At 70.6% G+C, this 15,042-nt stretch carries 17 protein-coding genes; 5 read left to right on the top strand and 12 right to left on the bottom strand.

What is annotated here, in order from left to right; all coding sequences use genetic code 11:
* Window positions 1-25: 25 nt before the first annotated feature.
* From queF to queA, 3 genes are read right to left on the bottom strand one after another with little or no spacing between them, the layout of a single operon-like run.
* The gene (gene queF / locus ACLF3M_RS13810) at window positions 26-487 is read right to left on the bottom strand and encodes a preQ(1) synthase (protein ID WP_430657665.1); all 462 of its coding nucleotides are present in this window, start codon (window positions 485-487) and stop codon (window positions 26-28) included.
* Between the two features lie 2 nt (window positions 488-489).
* Window positions 490-1,620 carry a tRNA guanosine(34) transglycosylase Tgt gene (gene tgt / locus ACLF3M_RS13805; protein WP_430657518.1) on the bottom strand — a complete coding sequence of 377 codons (1,131 nt, stop codon included), beginning with the start codon at window positions 1,618-1,620 and terminating at the stop codon, window positions 490-492.
* Window positions 1,617-2,705 (bottom strand): tRNA preQ1(34) S-adenosylmethionine ribosyltransferase-isomerase QueA, encoded by a 1,089-nt coding sequence (queA, locus tag ACLF3M_RS13800; protein ID WP_430657517.1) that lies wholly within the window; start codon window positions 2,703-2,705, stop codon window positions 1,617-1,619. The genes tgt and queA overlap by 4 nt, the downstream gene beginning before the upstream one ends.
* A 183-nt stretch (window positions 2,706-2,888) precedes the next feature.
* On the opposite strand from queA, the gene ACLF3M_RS13795 reads away from it, so the two are divergent.
* Complete coding sequence (locus tag ACLF3M_RS13795; protein ID WP_430657516.1) at window positions 2,889-3,089, top strand: hypothetical protein; 201 nt, start codon at window positions 2,889-2,891, stop codon at window positions 3,087-3,089.
* 3 nt (window positions 3,090-3,092) lie between these two features.
* Here ACLF3M_RS13795 and ACLF3M_RS13790 read toward each other — a convergent pair whose 3' ends face one another.
* Window positions 3,093-3,422, bottom strand: coding sequence for a hypothetical protein (locus ACLF3M_RS13790; RefSeq protein ID WP_430657515.1), 330 nt, complete (start codon window positions 3,420-3,422; stop codon window positions 3,093-3,095).
* Window positions 3,423-3,611: 189 nt separating this feature from the next.
* On the opposite strand from ACLF3M_RS13790, the gene ACLF3M_RS13785 reads away from it, so the two are divergent.
* On the top strand, window positions 3,612-3,932 hold the full coding sequence (locus ACLF3M_RS13785; RefSeq protein WP_430657514.1) for a hypothetical protein: 321 nt from the start codon (window positions 3,612-3,614) through the stop codon (window positions 3,930-3,932).
* A 15-nt stretch (window positions 3,933-3,947) separates the two neighbouring features.
* Here the strand turns inward: ACLF3M_RS13785 and ACLF3M_RS13780 are convergent, their stop codons facing one another.
* Window positions 3,948-5,201, bottom strand: coding sequence for a DUF1501 domain-containing protein (locus ACLF3M_RS13780; RefSeq protein WP_430657513.1), 1,254 nt, complete (start codon window positions 5,199-5,201; stop codon window positions 3,948-3,950).
* Entirely contained in the window at window positions 5,198-6,628 is a 1,431-nt protein-coding gene (locus ACLF3M_RS13775) for a DUF1800 domain-containing protein (protein WP_430657512.1), read from the bottom strand. The genes ACLF3M_RS13780 and ACLF3M_RS13775 overlap by 4 nt, the downstream gene beginning before the upstream one ends.
* A 285-nt stretch (window positions 6,629-6,913) precedes the next feature.
* Between ACLF3M_RS13775 and fusA the strand changes: the two genes are divergently transcribed.
* Window positions 6,914-8,995, top strand: a complete 2,082-nt coding sequence (gene fusA / locus ACLF3M_RS13770) for an elongation factor G (protein ID WP_430657511.1) — start codon at window positions 6,914-6,916, stop codon at window positions 8,993-8,995.
* Between the two features lie 119 nt (window positions 8,996-9,114).
* Here fusA and ACLF3M_RS13765 read toward each other — a convergent pair whose 3' ends face one another.
* Together ACLF3M_RS13765 and ACLF3M_RS13760 are read right to left on the bottom strand one after the other, a co-directional pair.
* Entirely contained in the window at window positions 9,115-9,987 is an 873-nt protein-coding gene (locus tag ACLF3M_RS13765) for a hypothetical protein (RefSeq protein ID WP_430657510.1), read from the bottom strand.
* A 61-nt stretch (window positions 9,988-10,048) separates the two neighbouring features.
* Window positions 10,049-10,492: a MaoC/PaaZ C-terminal domain-containing protein gene (locus ACLF3M_RS13760; protein WP_430657509.1), complete on the bottom strand. Its 444-nt coding sequence runs from the start codon at window positions 10,490-10,492 to the stop codon at window positions 10,049-10,051.
* Window positions 10,493-10,666: 174 nt separating this feature from the next.
* On the opposite strand from ACLF3M_RS13760, the gene ACLF3M_RS13755 reads away from it, so the two are divergent.
* The gene (locus ACLF3M_RS13755; protein WP_430657508.1) at window positions 10,667-10,792 is read left to right on the top strand and encodes a hypothetical protein; all 126 of its coding nucleotides are present in this window, start codon (window positions 10,667-10,669) and stop codon (window positions 10,790-10,792) included.
* Here ACLF3M_RS13755 and ACLF3M_RS13750 read toward each other — a convergent pair whose 3' ends face one another.
* Both ACLF3M_RS13750 and ACLF3M_RS13745 read right to left on the bottom strand, forming a co-directional pair.
* Window positions 10,793-11,224, bottom strand: a complete 432-nt coding sequence (locus ACLF3M_RS13750; protein ID WP_430657507.1) for an NfeD family protein — start codon at window positions 11,222-11,224, stop codon at window positions 10,793-10,795.
* The gene (locus ACLF3M_RS13745; RefSeq protein WP_430657506.1) at window positions 11,209-12,171 is read right to left on the bottom strand and encodes an SPFH domain-containing protein; all 963 of its coding nucleotides are present in this window, start codon (window positions 12,169-12,171) and stop codon (window positions 11,209-11,211) included. The genes ACLF3M_RS13750 and ACLF3M_RS13745 overlap by 16 nt, the downstream gene beginning before the upstream one ends.
* Before the next feature lie 130 nt (window positions 12,172-12,301).
* On the opposite strand from ACLF3M_RS13745, the gene ACLF3M_RS13740 reads away from it, so the two are divergent.
* Complete coding sequence (locus ACLF3M_RS13740; RefSeq protein ID WP_430657505.1) at window positions 12,302-13,087, top strand: SDR family oxidoreductase; 786 nt, start codon at window positions 12,302-12,304, stop codon at window positions 13,085-13,087.
* Window positions 13,088-13,372: 285 nt separating this feature from the next.
* Here ACLF3M_RS13740 and ACLF3M_RS13735 read toward each other — a convergent pair whose 3' ends face one another.
* On the bottom strand, window positions 13,373-13,720 hold the full coding sequence (locus ACLF3M_RS13735) for an HPF/RaiA family ribosome-associated protein (protein WP_430657504.1): 348 nt from the start codon (window positions 13,718-13,720) through the stop codon (window positions 13,373-13,375).
* Window positions 13,721-13,752: 32 nt separating this feature from the next.
* Entirely contained in the window at window positions 13,753-15,039 is a 1,287-nt protein-coding gene (locus ACLF3M_RS13730; RefSeq protein ID WP_430657503.1) for a TRAP transporter large permease, read from the bottom strand.
* Between the last annotated feature and the right edge of the window lie 3 nt (window positions 15,040-15,042).

The raw sequence follows: 15,042 nt of genomic DNA, 5'->3' as shown, positions 1-15,042 counted from the left end.
GGTGCGTTGGCGCAGGAAGGCTCGCTCAGCCCCGGCCACGATACGGCGCGACGCCCTGGTCGGGGATCCAGACGCCCTCGGGCGGGGCGCCGGTCTGGAAGAAGACGTCGATCGGGATGCCGCCGCGGGGATACCAGTAGCCACCGATGCGGAGCCACTCCGGCGACAGCGTCTCTACCAGGCGCTTCGCGATTCCAACGGTGCAGGCCTCGTGGAAGGCGCCGTGGTTCCGGAAGCTCGTCAGGAACAGCTTTAGCGACTTGCTCTCCACCAGCCACTCGCGGGGAACGTAGTCGATGACGAGATGCGCGAAATCCGGCTGCCCCGTCAGCGGGCAGAGCGAGGTGAATTCGGGCGCGGCGAAGCGTACGCAATAGGGCGTGCCGGGATGCGGGTTCGGCACGCGTTCCAGCACCGCTTCCTCGGGATTGCGGGGCTGCTCGACATGGTGGCCGAGCATGGTCAGGCCGGAGACGTCGGTCTTCATGCTCATGCCGCCTGCTTCTCCGTCTCGCCCTCGGCCCAGCCGGCCTCGATGATCGCCGCCTCGGCCTCGAAGCGGCCTTCCAGGATGGCGCGACGCAGGCGTTCCATCAGCCATTGGTAGTAGCGGATGTTGTGCCAGCTCAGCAGGATCGGGCCGAGCATCTCCTCCGCCTTGAAGAGGTGATGGAGATAGGCGCGAGAGTGCCGCGTGCAGCAGGGGCAGTCGCATTCCGGATCGAGCGACGATCCGTCGTCGGCGAAGCGCGCGTTGCGCAGGTTCATCACGCCGCGGCTGGTGTAGGCCCGCGCGGTGCGGCCGGACCGCGTCGGCATCACGCAGTCGAACATGTCCACGCCGCGCCGCACCGCGCCGATCAGGTCGCCCGGCGTGCCGACCCCCATGAGGTAGCGCGCCGATCCGCTGGGCAGCAGCGGCGTCGTGATGTCCAGCACCCGGAACATCTCGTCCTGTCCCTCGCCGACGGCAAGGCCGCCGATCGCGTAGCCCTCAAAGCCGATCGCGGTCAGCGCGGCGACGGATTCCGCGCGCAGCTCGTCGTAGACACCGCCCTGCACGATGCCGAACAGCCCGTGGCCCTCCCGCGGGACAAAGGCCTCGCGGCAACGCGCGGCCCAGCGCATGGAAAGCCGCATGCTGGCCGCGGCCTGCTCGGGCGTCGCGGGGAAGGGGGTGCATTCGTCGAAGCACATCGTGACATCGGCGCCGAGCAGGTGCTGGATCTCGACGCTGCGTTCCGGCGTCAGGCGGTGGTAGCTGCCGTCCACATGGCTGCGGAAGGTGACGCCGTCCGCGTCCATCTTGCGGAGGTCCGTCAGGCTCATGACCTGGAAGCCGCCCGAATCCGTCAGGATCGGGCCGCGCCAGTCCATCAGCTTGTGCAGGCCGCCCAGCCGCGCGACGCGCTCCGCCGTCGGGCGCAGCATCAGGTGATAGGTGTTGCCCAGCACCATCCTCGCCCCGGTCGAGCGCACGGCGTCCGCGGTCATCGCCTTGACCGTGCCGGCGGTGCCGACGGGCATGAAGACCGGCGTCGGCACCTCGCCATGCGCGGTGTGCAGCGTGCCGGCGCGCGCGGTGCCGTCCGTCGTGGTCGGCGTCCAGCGCAGCGTCATGGCAGGTCCTGTTCGCAGCGGAACAGCAGGCTGCCGTCGCCGTAGGAGAAGAAGCGGTATTCCTGCGCCACCGCATGGGCATAGGCCGCGTGCATCCGCCGCGTGCCGGCGAAGGCGGAGACCAGCATCATCAGCGTGGATTTTGGCAGGTGGAAGTTCGTCAGCAGCGCGTCCACCGCATGGAAGCGGAAGCTCGGCAGGATGTAGAGGTCGGTCAGCCCCCGGAAGGGCGCGACGGTGCCGTCGCCGCGCGCCGCCGTTTCCGTCACGCGCATTGCGGTGGTGCCGATGGCCACCACGCGCTTTCCCGCGGCGCGGGCGGCGTTGATCGTAGCGGCAGCCTCGCCGCCGATCTCGGCCCATTCCCGGTGGATGTGGTGCCGCCGAGGATCGTCCTCGCGCACCGGCAGGAAAGTGCCGGCGCCGACATGCAGCGTGACGGTCGCGCGCTTCACCCCCCGCGCATCCAGCGCGGCGAGCAGCCGGTCGGTGAAATGCAGGCTCGCGGTGGGGGCTGCGACGGCGCCGGGGCGCCTGGCGAAGATGGTCTGGTAGTCCTGGGCGTCCTCAGCGCGCGGGCCGTGGTCCCGGTGGATGTAGGGCGGCAGGGGAACCTCGCCGGCCTTCTCCAGCGCCGCGGCGAGCGCTGCCTGGTCGGGGCCGAAATCGAGCATGGCGGAGCCGCCGTCCCGCTCCACCACGCGCGCTGCGCAATCCGCGGCGCCCTCGATCTCCACGACGTCGCCGGGGCGGAGGCGCCGCGCGTTGCGCACCAGTGCGTGCCAGAGGCCGCCGCCCTCGGCGCGGTTCAGCATGATCTCGACGCGCGCCTCGCCCCGCCGGCCGTGCAGGCGCGCCGGGATCACGCGGGTGTCGTTCACCACCATCACGTCGCCGGGCTGCAGCAGGTCCGGGAGGTCGAGTACGCCCCGGTCTATCAGGCCGTCTTTACGCACAACGAGCAGCCGCGCGGAATCGCGCGGCCGCGCCGGTGCCTGGGCGATCAGGCGCTCGGGCAGGTCGTAGTCGAAATCCTCGGTCCGCAGCGCCGTTGCGGCCGGGACGGGGGGCGGAGCCTCCGGCATGGCCGCGGCATGTGGCCTTCTCCGCGAGGCTTGTCCAGCGGCGCTTGCCACGGATCGGTCATGCGGCATCGCCTGCGGCGAGGCGGAGTTCACCTACACTGTGCGCTGCGGCCGCGGCCAGGACAGCGGGTTGCGCAACCTTCGGGAGGCGCTAATCAGCGAAGCCGTCGCCTTTCGCCAGGCGTGCTGATCATCCATGGCGACAGCCATTTCTGGCTGCATGACCGGCTCTTCGCCGCTGCGGCGAAGCTCACCCGCATCATGGTCCCGGGCGACCGTGAAACGCGTGCCATCCGCGTCGCGGTGGACCTGGCGACGGCCGAACCCTGGAGCTTCTCGCTGATCGGGCCGGACGATCGACTGATGCCGAACGGGTGTGATTGAGGCTCAGCGCGGCCGCCAGCGGACCGCCCGGCCGGCGCCGTCGGCGTTGCCCGCGGTCGCGCCAATGATGGCGTGCAGCTCGACCTGGCCCTGGCCTGGGATGTCCAGGATCGGCGGGTCGAGCGACGCGATGCGGCTGCCCTCGGGCGCCTCCACGATGCCGGCAGGCTCATGCTGGCCGGTCTCGGCCTCAGAATTCTCCTGCGGGGCGGCGCCCTGGGGCTCGTCACGGCCGGCGTAGCGCACGCCCTTCATGGGAGCGAGGGAGTAGCGTTCCTCCTCCGCCGCGCCGGCGCCGCCGATGACGTAGCGATAGACCTCGAAGCGCTCCACCTGGCGATCCCCTTCGTGCCGCCGCGCAACGCCGGGTGCGGCCAGCCGGTTCCGATCGAGGTCGTACGCGCGCGGGTTGCAAGGCTGCCGATCACGGCAAGGCGAGATTGTATACTTTCACTCGAAACCGGTCTGTCGCCGGACCTAGCGTGCCGCATCGGCAGGCCGGCGCCGGTGGAGGATTTCAGCATGCGGATGGTATTCGCGGGCGCCGCCTTGGGCGCCTTGGCCGCGCTGTGCCTGGGCCCCGCCCTGGCGGAAGATCCGATCGACGCGATGGTGGACCGCCATATCGGCGCGCTTGCGCCGCCGGCGATCCTGTCGGAGCCGCCCGTGATCGAGACCTCTGGCGCCGCCGAGCCCGATATCGGCCTGGAGGGCGGTGGGCCAGGCATCGCCTGCCAACCCGTCTATTCCAGCGCCATCGTCCGGGTCGGAGAGACGACCGGCGATCCCGAGAAGGACAGCCTCGGACGCATCGTGGATGGCCTGGAGTGCGGGCCCGGCTGACCGCCCGGGCCGCGATCAGGCCCGGATCAGGTTCCGCACCGGCGCTGCGGACCCGCTGCCGGGGAAGGCCTGCGCCACCGCGGCCGGCGGCAGGCGCAGGTGATCCTGCAGCAGCGCCTTGGCCACGGCACGCAGGTCGGTGGTCGGGCGAAGGTCGCGGTTGTCCAGCAGGCTGTCGGGCTTGAGGCCCGGCCAGTCCGTCGCCACCCGCCCGCCCGCCACCGCCCCGCCCAGCAGGAAGGCGACGCCCGCCGTGCCGTGGTCGGTGCCGTTGTTGCCGTTGGCCCGCGCGGTGCGGCCGAACTCCGTGATCACCAGCACCGCGGTCTGCGCCCAGGCCGCGCCCAGCCCGGCCTGCAACTGGGCGATGCCGGCGTCGAGCGCGCGCAGCGGCCCCATGATCCGGCCGACCTGCCCGGCATGGGTGTCCCAGCCCCCGATCTCCAGCGCCGCGACGCGCGGGCCCTGAGGCTCCGCCAGCAGGCGGGCGGCGGCGGCGGCCAGGCGCGGGAAGTTGCCGCGTTCCGGGTCGTTCTCGGGCGGGCCGAGCGTCTGCTCGGCGAAGCCGCGAGCACGCAGTCCCTCCCGGAACAGCGGCCCGAGCGCCGGATCGGCGTCCTGCAGCGCGGCGAGGCGCAGCATCAGGTCGGGCTGCGGGCGATCCAGTCCCGGCGGGGCATAGGCCCCGACCGGCGCCGGCCCGCGCAGCAGCAGCGGCACGCCGGTCCCGACCGCGAGCCCGGTGCGCGCCTGGCCGGCCTGCGTCATCCCCTGCAGGGCGCGGTTGAGCCAGCCGCTGGTCAGGCGCTGGTCGCCGCCGGCCTCCAGCATGTCCTGCGCCTCGAAATGCGACCGGCTGCGATAGGGGCCGGCGACGGCATGCACGATCAGCGCCTGGTCGGCCCGATAGAGGCCGTGGAGGTTGGCCAGGGCGGGGTGCAGCCCGAAGGTTCCTCCGAGGTCGAGCAGCCCGTTCTCCTGCCCGGGCTCCGGCAGGCGGAGGGTGGGGCGGAGCTCCGCGAAATCGGGGTCGCCGTATGGCTCGACGACATGCAGCCCGTCCATCGCGCCGCGCAGCAGGATGACGACGAGGCGCCGGTCGCCGGGTGCCTGGCCGAAGGCGGCGCGGGTGCCGCCGACGACGATGGACGCCCAAAGCCCGAGCAGCAGGCTGCGCCGGGTCGGCGAGAAGGACGCATGCCCGGCGTCCGCCGTCCGACCGGCGGAGGTCGCGCCCCGGAGCCGTGGATCGGCCGGCGCTCCGTTCATCGGTGCATGAACTCCGGGCTGGCGAAGAGGATTGTGAGCGACTCACGGACCGACCCGGCCCGGCGCATCGCGTCCACCGTCTCGGCCTTGGCGAAGGGCCCGAGGGCGGTCTCCACCACAACCGCGGGATCGGCGCGTCCGAGCCGCCCCGCGAAGGTATAGGCCCAGTCCACCCTGCGCATCAGCGCCTCGGGCGAGGCCCATTGGTCCGCCTGGTCTGCCCAGCCATTGGGCTGCGGCGCGCCCCAGAGGGGCTGGGCCAGCTGCCCCAAGCCGCCCAGAACGATGTCGGCGCGGTCGAAGCCGCCGGCACGCGCCGCGGCCAGCAGATAATCCGTCGGCGGCCGCAGCTTGGTCAGCGGCGGGTCCCAGGCTTCTGGCAGCGCGATCAGCGCCTTGTAGGCCGCGGCGAGGCTGCCGTCCGAGCCCGAGAGCGCCTGCTCGATCGCGCGCACGGCGCCGGGGGGCGGGCTGTCCGCCACGAAATGCCGCGCCAGCTTGACCGCGATGTGCCGGTAGGTCGCGGGATGCGTGGCGAGGAAGCGGATCGCCTGTTCCTGGCTGTCCGGCCCGGCCTCGAAGCGGCGGCCGAGCAGCATCTTCTCGCCGGGCTCGTGGGTCCCGGGGCGCCAGACGAAGCCGAAGGGCTCCTGCTCTACCGCGACGGACCAGCCCGTCAGGATCTTCGCGAATTCCTGCACGTCGCCCTGGGTGTAGCCGCCGGCAGGCGAGAGGGTGTGCAGCTCCAGCACCTCCCTCGCCAGGTTCTCGTTCAGGCCGCGGCGCGACCGCTGGCCGGCCGGGCTGTTCGGCCCGACGGAGCCCTGGTTATCGAGGTAGACCAGCATCGCGGGATGCCGGACCGCCGCGACCGCGAGGTCGGCGAAGCGGCCGGCGAGGTTGGGGCGGATCGCCTCGCGTTCCAGCGCGCCGATCAGGCTGCCGGCGACGCCGTTGCGGCGGCTGACCGTGAAGTGGTTGGCCCAGAAGTCCACGAGGCGGTCGCGGAAGGTCTCGCCGGAGGCGAGGCGCCGCTCGGCCCAGGCGCGGGATTCCGCCCGCTGCATCTCCTGGAAGGCGGCCCCGGCGTCGGGCGGGGCCGGCGTCGGGGCAGGGGATTCGGCTCGCGCGGCGGGGGGGCCGGCATTCTCCCGCGCGGCCTGGGCCGGTGCCGGTGCGTTCTCCCGCGCGGCTTGCGCCTGTGCGTTCTCGCGCGCGGCTTGCGCGGCGGCCCGGTCGCGCTGGCGGCGTTCCTGCACGAAGGCGGCGCGGGCGCGCAGGATCTCCGCGCTGGAAGGTCCGGTGGGCGGGGCGGCGGGGCTGTCGAGCTGCGCGGCCAGCCAGGCGGCGGGATCCTCCGGCGGCGTCTCGCCCTGCCGCAGCCCGTATCCAAAGCGGATCGGGGCAATGTGGCTACGGACCGTCATGCCCCCGTATCTACCACGATCCGCCCCGGCCTTCGCCAGCGGCGCGACGACGCGAAGCAATTCGTAACCCGGCCAGGCAAGCCGGCCCCGCATGCCGCCCTGCCGCGCGCACATGGCCGCCGCTGCGCTCCGTGCTTGCAATCCGCCCCGGGAGAGGGCATCTGCGCACCGCACAAGCTGATTCGACGCGACGGGCGGACACCTTCGGGCGTCCTGGCTAACAGCCAGGGAGGCCTAAGGGGACGTCCGCTTTCGGCTTATAGACCGGACTCCAGGAGGCCCATCGTGGCGCGCACCCCGCTCGAGCGTATCCGCAACATCGGCATCACGGCGCATATCGACGCCGGCAAGACCACTACGACCGAGCGGATCCTCTACTACACCGGCAAGTCCCACAAGATCGGTGAGGTCCACGACGGCAACACCACCACCGACTACATGGAGCAGGAGCGCGAGCGGGGGATCACCATCACCTCCGCCGCCGTGACGGCCGTGTGGAAGGACTACCGCATCAACATCATCGACACGCCCGGCCACATCGACTTCAACATCGAGGTGAACCGCTCGCTGCGCGTGCTCGACGGCGCCATCTTCATCATCGAGGGCGTGGCCGGCGTGCAGCCGCAGTCCGAGACCAACTGGCGCCTGGCGGACCGCTACAACGTCCCGCGCATCATCTTCATCAACAAGCTCGACCGCACCGGCGCCGACTTCTACCGCGCGGCTGCGACCCTGACGGAGAAGCTCGGCATCAACTGGGTGGCGCTGCAGCTGCCGATCGGCATCGAGGACACCTTCAAGGGCGTCGTCGACCTCGTCGAGATGAAGGCGATCATCTGGGAAGGCGACGAGCTCGGCGCCGCCTACCACGACGCGCCGATCCCGGCCGACCTCGCCGACAAGGCCGCGGAGTACCGCCAGAAGCTGATCGACACCTGCGTTGGCGTCGACGAGGCCGCGATGGAGGAATACTTCGACAAGGGCGACGTGTCGGTCGAGACGCTGAAGCGCTGCATCAAGAAGGGCACGATCTCCGGCGAGTTCCGCCCCGTGCTGTGCGGCACCGCCTTCAAGAACAAGGGCGTGCAGCCGCTGCTCGACGCCGTCCTGGACTATCTCCCGTCCCCGGTCGACATCCCCGGCATCAAGGTCGCGCCTGAGGAAGGCCAGGACGAGACGGCCGAGCGCCGCAACATCCCGGCCGACGAGAACGCGCCCTTCGCGGGCCTGGCGTTCAAGATTATCAACGACAAGTACGGCAACCTGACCTTCGTGCGCGTCTACCGCGGCGTCCTGCGCCAGGGCGACATGGTGATGAACACCACGAAGGACAGCCGTGAGCGCATCGGCCGCATCTTCCAGATGCACGCCGACAAGCGCGAGGAGATCAAGGAGGTCTTCGCCGGTGACATCGCGGCCTTCGTCGGCCTGAAGGACACCGGCACGGGCGACACCCTCGCCTCCAACGACGACCCCGTCATCCTCGAGCGCATGGCCTTCCCGGTCCCGGTCATCGACATCTCGGTCGAGCCGAAGACCAAGGAAGGCGTCGAGAAGATGACGCTCGGCCTGCAGAAGCTGGCCGGCGAGGATCCCTCGCTGCGGCTCCGCACCGACCAGGAGAGTGGCCAGACCATCCTGTCGGGCATGGGCGAGCTGCACCTCGAGATCATCATCGACCGCCTGAAGCGCGAATACGGCGTGGACGCCAATATAGGCGCCCCGCAGGTTGCCTATCGCGAGACCATCACCAAGCCGCACACCGAGACCTACACCCACAAGAAGCAGTCGGGCGGCTCGGGCCAGTACGCCGAGGTGAAGATCGTCTTCGAGCCGAAGGATCGGAACACCGGCATCGAGTTCGTCAACGGCGTCGTCGGCGGCGCGGTGCCGCGCGAATACATCCCCGCGGTCGAGAAGGGCATCAAGGTGCAGGCCGACACCGGCGTGCTCGCCGGCTTCCCCACCGTGGACTTCAAGTACACGCTGGTGGACGGCAAGTACCACGACGTCGACTCCAGCGCGCTGGCGTTCGAGATTGCGGCCAAGGCCTGCTTCCGCGAGGGCATGAAGAAGGCCTCGCCCGTGATCCTCGAGCCGATCATGGACGTCGAGGTCACGACCCCGTCGGATCACGTCGGCGACGTCGTCGGCGACCTCAACCGCCGCCGCGGCGTGATCCAGTCGCAGGACATGGCGGGCACGTCGGTGATCGTGCGCGCGCATGTCCCGCTGAAGGAGATGTTCGGCTACATCTCGAACCTCCGCGGCATGACCAAGGGCCGCGCGAGCTTCTCGATGCAGTTCCACCACTACGATCCGGTGCCGCGCAACGTGGCGGACGAGATCATGAAGAAGTCCGCCTGATCCGCGGATCTCCGATCGGGCTTTCGAAAGGGGCGTCGGCGCGGGCCGGCGCCCCTTCTCGATTCAGGGATCCGTGTCCGTGACGACGCCGGAGGCGGCCGCGCCGATCCGCCGGCGCTTCATCGCGCGCCCGGCGTCGAGGCCCGTGAGAAGGGCGCGTCGGCGCGGACCTGGCCGAAGCGGATCCCTGCGCGGTCGGCATAGTGTCCGCCGAGATGCGGCACCCAGCATTCCGGCGCGAAGCGGGTGCCGTCCTCATCGAGCGGAAGCACGTAGCGCGATGCGAAGCCCGGCGGCGGCTTGGCCCAGCATTGCCCCGCCGCCGCACGTTCCTGGACCCACCAGTCCGACATCGCCTTGCTGCGATGGATATCGAAGGCGTCGGAGGCGACATGCGCGCGCGCCAGCGCGCGGTCGAGGACATACATCGCGCAATACGGGCGCAGCGGCTGGATGAAGCGCCGCCCCCGGATCTCGACGCCCGGCCGGGTCGCGGGATCCAACATCTCCGCAAAATCCGACAGGCGCAGCTCGAGGTGATTCGCGCTGTGCTCGACACGCAGGAAGGACGGGATCAGCCGCACCTTCGCCAGCGCCGGCCGCCAGGTCAGGAAATAGCGGAAATTCGCGACCCCGAAGCGCATGTCGTCCTCGAGATAGACGAAATGCGTATAGGGCGAGCCCTCCGCCAGGAAGACGCCGGGGATGATCCGCTTGTGCGCCCAGGTCAGCTCCTTCGGCTCGAAGGGGCCGACGACGACGCGGACCATCAGCGTCTTGGCGCCGGTCAGCCCCGACCGCAGCATCTGGCCAAGCGCATTCGCCTTGTCGCCGCCGATGTCGTTGACGAAGACCTGGATGTCCAGCCGCGCGACCGGGAAGTCCGACAAGGTCCTGACGACCTCGGACAGGTGCTGCAGCCGCGCGGTCGGGTTGTGCGACGTGATGGCGACGAGCACGGAGGCCTTGTGCATCGGAAGGGGCGACCGCATGGCGCGAAGCTAGAGCACGTTCCGACCGGAGGGAATCATCCGATCGGAAGACGCTGTCGATTCAGCGCCGCATGAAGTGCGGCGCGACCAGGTCCAGCACCGTCGCGCCGGCTGGCTCCGTCACGCCGGCATAGCGCAGCGTCACCACCGCCATCTCCGGCTTGCTGCGGCTGGCGCGCACGGCTTCCACCGTGACGGTCAGCCGCACCGGCGTATCGGGGTCGAGAGGCGCGGGCCAGTTCAGCTGCATCCCGCCCGCGCCGAGATTGACCTCGGCCAGCAGGCCGCTGCGCAGCAGGTGCGCGACCGCGGCGGAAAGGGTGTGCATCCCGCTCGCGACTAGGCGGCCGAAGATCGAGGCCTTGGCAGCCTCGTCGTCGAGGTGGAAGGGCTGCGGGTCGAATTTCCGCGCGAAGTCCAGCACCTCCTCCCGCGCCAGGACGAAGGTGCCGAGGTCGAAGGACATGCCGGGCGAAAGCTCGTCGGCGGAACGGATGGGCGTCATGGCGGCGGAAGCTATCGGCGGGGCCGCCTCGCCGCCAGGGGCGCGCGGCCGAAAGGCTCGCCGCAACGGGTCGGAGGGAGGATCGCCGATGCGCCGCCGTGGGGTTCTGGCCTTCGGGGCCGCGATGCTGGCCGCGCCCGCGCTGCGTGTGCAACCGGCCTGGCCGGCCGGCGGATGGGTGTCACCGCCGATGGCAGCGCCGCGATCGGGCTGGGGCCGGAGCCCTTCGCGGCCTTCCTGCGCACGGAGCAGGCGAAATGGGCCGAGGCCGTCCGGATCAGGGGCGCGCAGGTCGATTGATCAGCTTGCCTCGGGCCTGACCACCAGCGTCGTGCCGTCCACCGCCTCCACGCGCACGGTCGCGCCGGGGGACGGCGGCGCCACGCCCCGCGGCAGCCGCGCCGCCCAGTCGCTGTCGCCGAGGCGCACGCGCAGCCCGGGGCCGTCGCCCGGCAGCACCACGCCCTGGCGCCCGGCAAGCCCCGCCTCCGGCGCGTTGACGCGATGACCGGGGCCGCGGCGGCGCCGGATCCAGACCGAGACCGCGACGCCGAGCGCGAGCGCCAGCAGGAAGATCGCGACGGCGCCGCCGAAGGTCAGCGGCGTCACCATAAGCACCAGTCCCGTCGCGACCGCGGCGAGCCCCGCCCAGAAGAGATAGACGCCGGGCAGCAGCATCTCCCCGCCCAGGCCGAGAAGCCCGAGCAGGATCCAGATCAGCCCCGGTTCCACGGGCTGCCCCCTGTTCCCGGCGGGAAGCTGGGCGGCGACGCGGCGACGGGCGGCGCGCCGCCCGGACCGGGCGCCCTCAGCAATTCCATGGCCTGCGCGATGCCGCCGGCCAGCGCCGAGCTTTCCATCGGCACGACCACGAGGCGGGAGGACGGGTTGCCGGCCATCGCCTCGAAGGCGCGGACGTATTTCTCCGCGATGAAGTAGCGCAGCGCGTCGGCGCCCGCGCCGGCCGCGGCCTCGGCGACCATGCGGGTCGCGTTGGCTTCCGCCTGCGCCAGGCGCTCGCGCGCCTCGGCGTCGCGGATGGCGGAATCGCGGCGGCCCTCGGCCTGCAGCACCAGGGCCTGCTTCTCGCCCTCGGCCCGCGCAACGGCGGCGCGGCGCTCGCGCTCGGCAGTCATCTGCAGGTTCATCGCGCGGATCAGGTTCTCCGGCGGCTCGATCTTGCGGATCTCGACGCGGCTGACCTTGACGCCCCAGGGATCCGTCGCGCCGTCCAGGATGCTGAGGAGGGAGGAGTTGATACGGTCGCGGCCGGACAGCGTGGCGTCGAGGTCCATCTCGCCGACCACCGCGCGGATGTTGGTCATGGACAGCGCGGTCAGCGCCTGCGCGAGGTTCTGCACGGCGTAGGCGGCCTTGGCGGGGTCCATGACGCGGTAATAGACGATGCCGTCGGTGCGCACCGTCGCGTTGTCCCGCGTGATGACGTCCTGCTCGGGGATGTCGAGCACGACCTCCTGCACGTTCAGCCTGCGCCCGATGCGGTCCACGAAGGGGATGATGAGGTTGAGGCCGGGCTGCAGCAGGCGCGTGAAGGCGCCGAAGCGCTCGACCGACCAGACCTCGCCCTGCGGCACGGTGCGGATGCCCTTCGCGACCGTCAGGATCGCGAGCCCGATCAGGACGACGAGGACGATGGTGGCCAGCGGGATCTCGATCATGGGGTGTCGGGGTTCGGCCCTGTTGCGCGCGGGAGTTTAGCGCATTCTGCCGCGTCACGGCGAGGCCGGGGTTTCCGCGCGCGCGCGGCAGGCGCTAGCCTTCGGGCAATGCAAGGGAGGGAAGTGTGCCATGGCGCTCGGTGCGGACAGGCCGATGCCGCTCGATCTCGGTGGGCTGCGGGTCGCGATCAGCGCCGGGGCGGGCGGGATCGGGCGGGTGATGGCGGACAGCTTCGCGGCCTGCGGCGCGAAGGTCTTCGTCTGCGACCTCGATGACCAGGCGCTGGCGGGCTGCCCGCATCCCGGCATGAGAGCCGATGTGGGCGAGGTTGCGGAGGCCGAGGCCTTCGTGGATGCCGCAGTGACCATGCTCGGCGGCCTCGACGTGCTAGTGAACAACGCGGGCATCGCGGGCCCGACCGCCAGGGTCGAGGAGGTGGCGCCGGAGGACCTGACCCGCACGCTGCGCATCGACGTCGAATCCATGTTCCATTGCGCGCGCCGCGCGATCCCGGCGCTGCGCGCGGCGGGGGGTGGCACGATCGTCAACCTCTCCTCCGCCGCCGGGCGCTTCGGCTATGCGCTGCGCAGCCCCTATGCCACGGCGAAATGGGGCGTGGTCGGCTTCACCAAGAGCCTTGCCATCGAGCTCGGCCCCGACCGGATCCGCTGCAACGCCATCCTCCCCGGCCTGGTCGCGGGCGACCGCATCCGCCGCGTGATCGAGGCGAAGGCGCAGGCGCGCGGCGTCTCCTTTGCAGAGCAGGAGCGCGTCTATCTCGAGGCGTCCTCGCTGCGGAGCTACGTGACGCAGCACGACATCGCCAACATGGCGCTCTATCTGTGCTCTCCGTTCGGCGCGACGATCAGCGGCCAGGCGATCAGCGTTGATGCCGACATGCAGGTGCTGGTCTGACTGTGAAGCCGCAGAACCTGCTCTTCATCCTGCCGGACGAGCACGCGGCGCGCGCTGAGTTGCGCGGGGCATTCGAGATCATCCCGATGCATGTCGTGGACGCGAAGGGCGACCTGCTCGCGCTGATCCGCGATGACACGGCGCCGGCGCGGGGCGGGGCGAAGACGATGTCGGCCGCGGCGGGCCCGGGCGAGAGCGACCATACCCGCTACGACCGCGACGTCTACGCCGCCGGGGGAGGGGACAGTTTGGTGATGGAGGGCACCGGCAACGGCATGGCAGCCGTCACCTCAACTCGTTGTCCTTCACCGAGGCCCGCCCCTTGTGGTCCGTCCGGCTCGCCAGGGCCTTGTCCAGCGCCTTCCATGCCTTCTCGATCGCGCCGTCCAGCGCCAGCGGGATAGTCGGCGCCTGGTGCGTGACCGCCACGGGCTGATGGTGCGTCGGGCGCGCCTCGATCATGCAGCGCTTGTCGGCCGGACCGCCCTTGCCGGCATTGACGTCCTCCAGATGGACCTCGATGCGGGTGAGGTGATCGGCGAAGCGCGACAGCCCCTCGGCGATCGCGGCCTCGACGCGGCCGGTGAAGTCGTCGTCGCCGGCGGTATGGTGGGTGTTGATCTGGATGCGCATGGGCCGGGCAACGCCGGGCTGGCGCCCCGGTTCTACATCGTCCCCATCACGCGCGGCAGCCAGAGCGCGATGTCGGGAAAGACCACGACCAGCGCCAGCGAAATGAACATCGCCAGGATCATCCAGACCACCCAGGGGATGGTGCTCTCCATGCTGACGCCGGCGATGCGACAGGACACCATCAGGTTCACCGCCATGGGCGGCGTGAACTGCCCGATCGCGATCTTCATGGTCAGGATCACACCGAACCAGGTCAGGTCCCAGTGGAAGGCGTTGGCGATCGGGATCAGCACGGGCAGCAGGATCAGGAAGGTGGACACGCCGTCCAGGAACATGCCGATGAAGATCAGCACGATCATCAGCAGCGCGATCGTCCCGTACTCGCCAAGGCCCAGCCCCACGATCCAGGTCGCCACGGGCTGCACGATGCCGAGCGTCGACGTGGACCAGGCGAAGACGGAGGCAAGCGCGACGACGATCAAGATGACCGCGGAAAGCTCGCCGGCCTCGACCAGCATCTCGTAGCAGTCACGCAAGGTCAGGCTGCGGTAGATCACGAAGCCGACGAAAAGGCCGTAGAACACGGCCATCACGGCGGCCTCGGTCGGGGTGAAGGCGCCTATGCGCATGCCGCCAAGGATGACGATCGGCGCCATCAGGCCCCAGAACGCCTCCTTGAAGGTCTGCCAGACCTGCAGCCGTTCATCGTGCCGCGCCTTGCCGCCGAAGTCGTTCAGGAACGACAGGATCAGCACTGCGCCGATTATGGCGAAGCCCGCCAGGATGCCGGGGAACATCCCCGCCATGAAAATGGCCGGCACGGACACGCCCGGCACCAGCACGGCATAGATGATGAAGGCGATGGAAGGCGGGATCAGGATGTCGGTCGCCGCCGCCGCGCCGACCGTCGCGGCGATGAATGACCGGGGGTAGCCGTCCTTCTCCATGCTGCGGGTGACGACCTGGCCGACCGCAGCCGATGTCGCGGGCCCCGATCCGCTGATCCCGCCGATCACCATCGCCACCAGCACCGAGACCGAGGCGAGCGCCCCGCGCCCGGCGCCGACAATGGCGGTCGCGAAGCGCACCAGGCGCAGCGCCACGCCCGTGCGGTCGAACACCGACCCCACCAGTACGAACATCGGCAACGCGATCAGCGGGTACTTCGCGATCCCCGCATAGACGTTCGTCGGCATCGCCAGGATGGACTGGTCCGCCAGGACGATCGCGAAGGCCCCGGCCAGCCCGAGTGCGATCGCGATCGGCACGCCGGCAAAGAGCAGGACGAGGAAGCCGAGGAAGAGGATCGCGCCGATCATCGC

Origin of the sequence: Falsiroseomonas sp. HW251 (assembly GCF_050563545.1) — a bacterium.
Lineage (GTDB): Bacteria > Pseudomonadota > Alphaproteobacteria > Acetobacterales > Acetobacteraceae > Falsiroseomonas.
This window is presented reverse-complemented; position numbering and strand designations above follow the sequence as displayed.

Coding starts and splice junctions, on each gene's coding strand:
- queF (WP_430657665.1), bottom strand. CDS start 487: ATGAAGACCGACGTCTCCGGCCTGACCATGCTCGGCCACCATGTCGAG.
- tgt (WP_430657518.1), bottom strand. CDS start 1,620: ATGACGCTGCGCTGGACGCCGACCACGACGGACGGCACCGCGCGCGCC.
- queA (WP_430657517.1), bottom strand. CDS start 2,705: ATGCCGGAGGCTCCGCCCCCCGTCCCGGCCGCAACGGCGCTGCGGACC.
- ACLF3M_RS13785 (WP_430657514.1), top strand. CDS start 3,612: ATGCGGATGGTATTCGCGGGCGCCGCCTTGGGCGCCTTGGCCGCGCTG.
- ACLF3M_RS13780 (WP_430657513.1), bottom strand. CDS start 5,201: ATGAACGGAGCGCCGGCCGATCCACGGCTCCGGGGCGCGACCTCCGCC.
- ACLF3M_RS13775 (WP_430657512.1), bottom strand. CDS start 6,628: ATGACGGTCCGTAGCCACATTGCCCCGATCCGCTTTGGATACGGGCTG.
- ACLF3M_RS13765 (WP_430657510.1), bottom strand. CDS start 9,987: ATGCGGTCGCCCCTTCCGATGCACAAGGCCTCCGTGCTCGTCGCCATC.
- ACLF3M_RS13760 (WP_430657509.1), bottom strand. CDS start 10,492: ATGACGCCCATCCGTTCCGCCGACGAGCTTTCGCCCGGCATGTCCTTC.
- ACLF3M_RS13755 (WP_430657508.1), top strand. CDS start 10,667: ATGGGTGTCACCGCCGATGGCAGCGCCGCGATCGGGCTGGGGCCGGAG.
- ACLF3M_RS13745 (WP_430657506.1), bottom strand. CDS start 12,171: ATGATCGAGATCCCGCTGGCCACCATCGTCCTCGTCGTCCTGATCGGG.
- ACLF3M_RS13740 (WP_430657505.1), top strand. CDS start 12,302: ATGGCGCTCGGTGCGGACAGGCCGATGCCGCTCGATCTCGGTGGGCTG.
- ACLF3M_RS13735 (WP_430657504.1), bottom strand. CDS start 13,720: ATGCGCATCCAGATCAACACCCACCATACCGCCGGCGACGACGACTTC.
- ACLF3M_RS13730 (WP_430657503.1), bottom strand. CDS start 15,039: ATGATCGGCGCGATCCTCTTCCTCGGCTTCCTCGTCCTGCTCTTTGCC.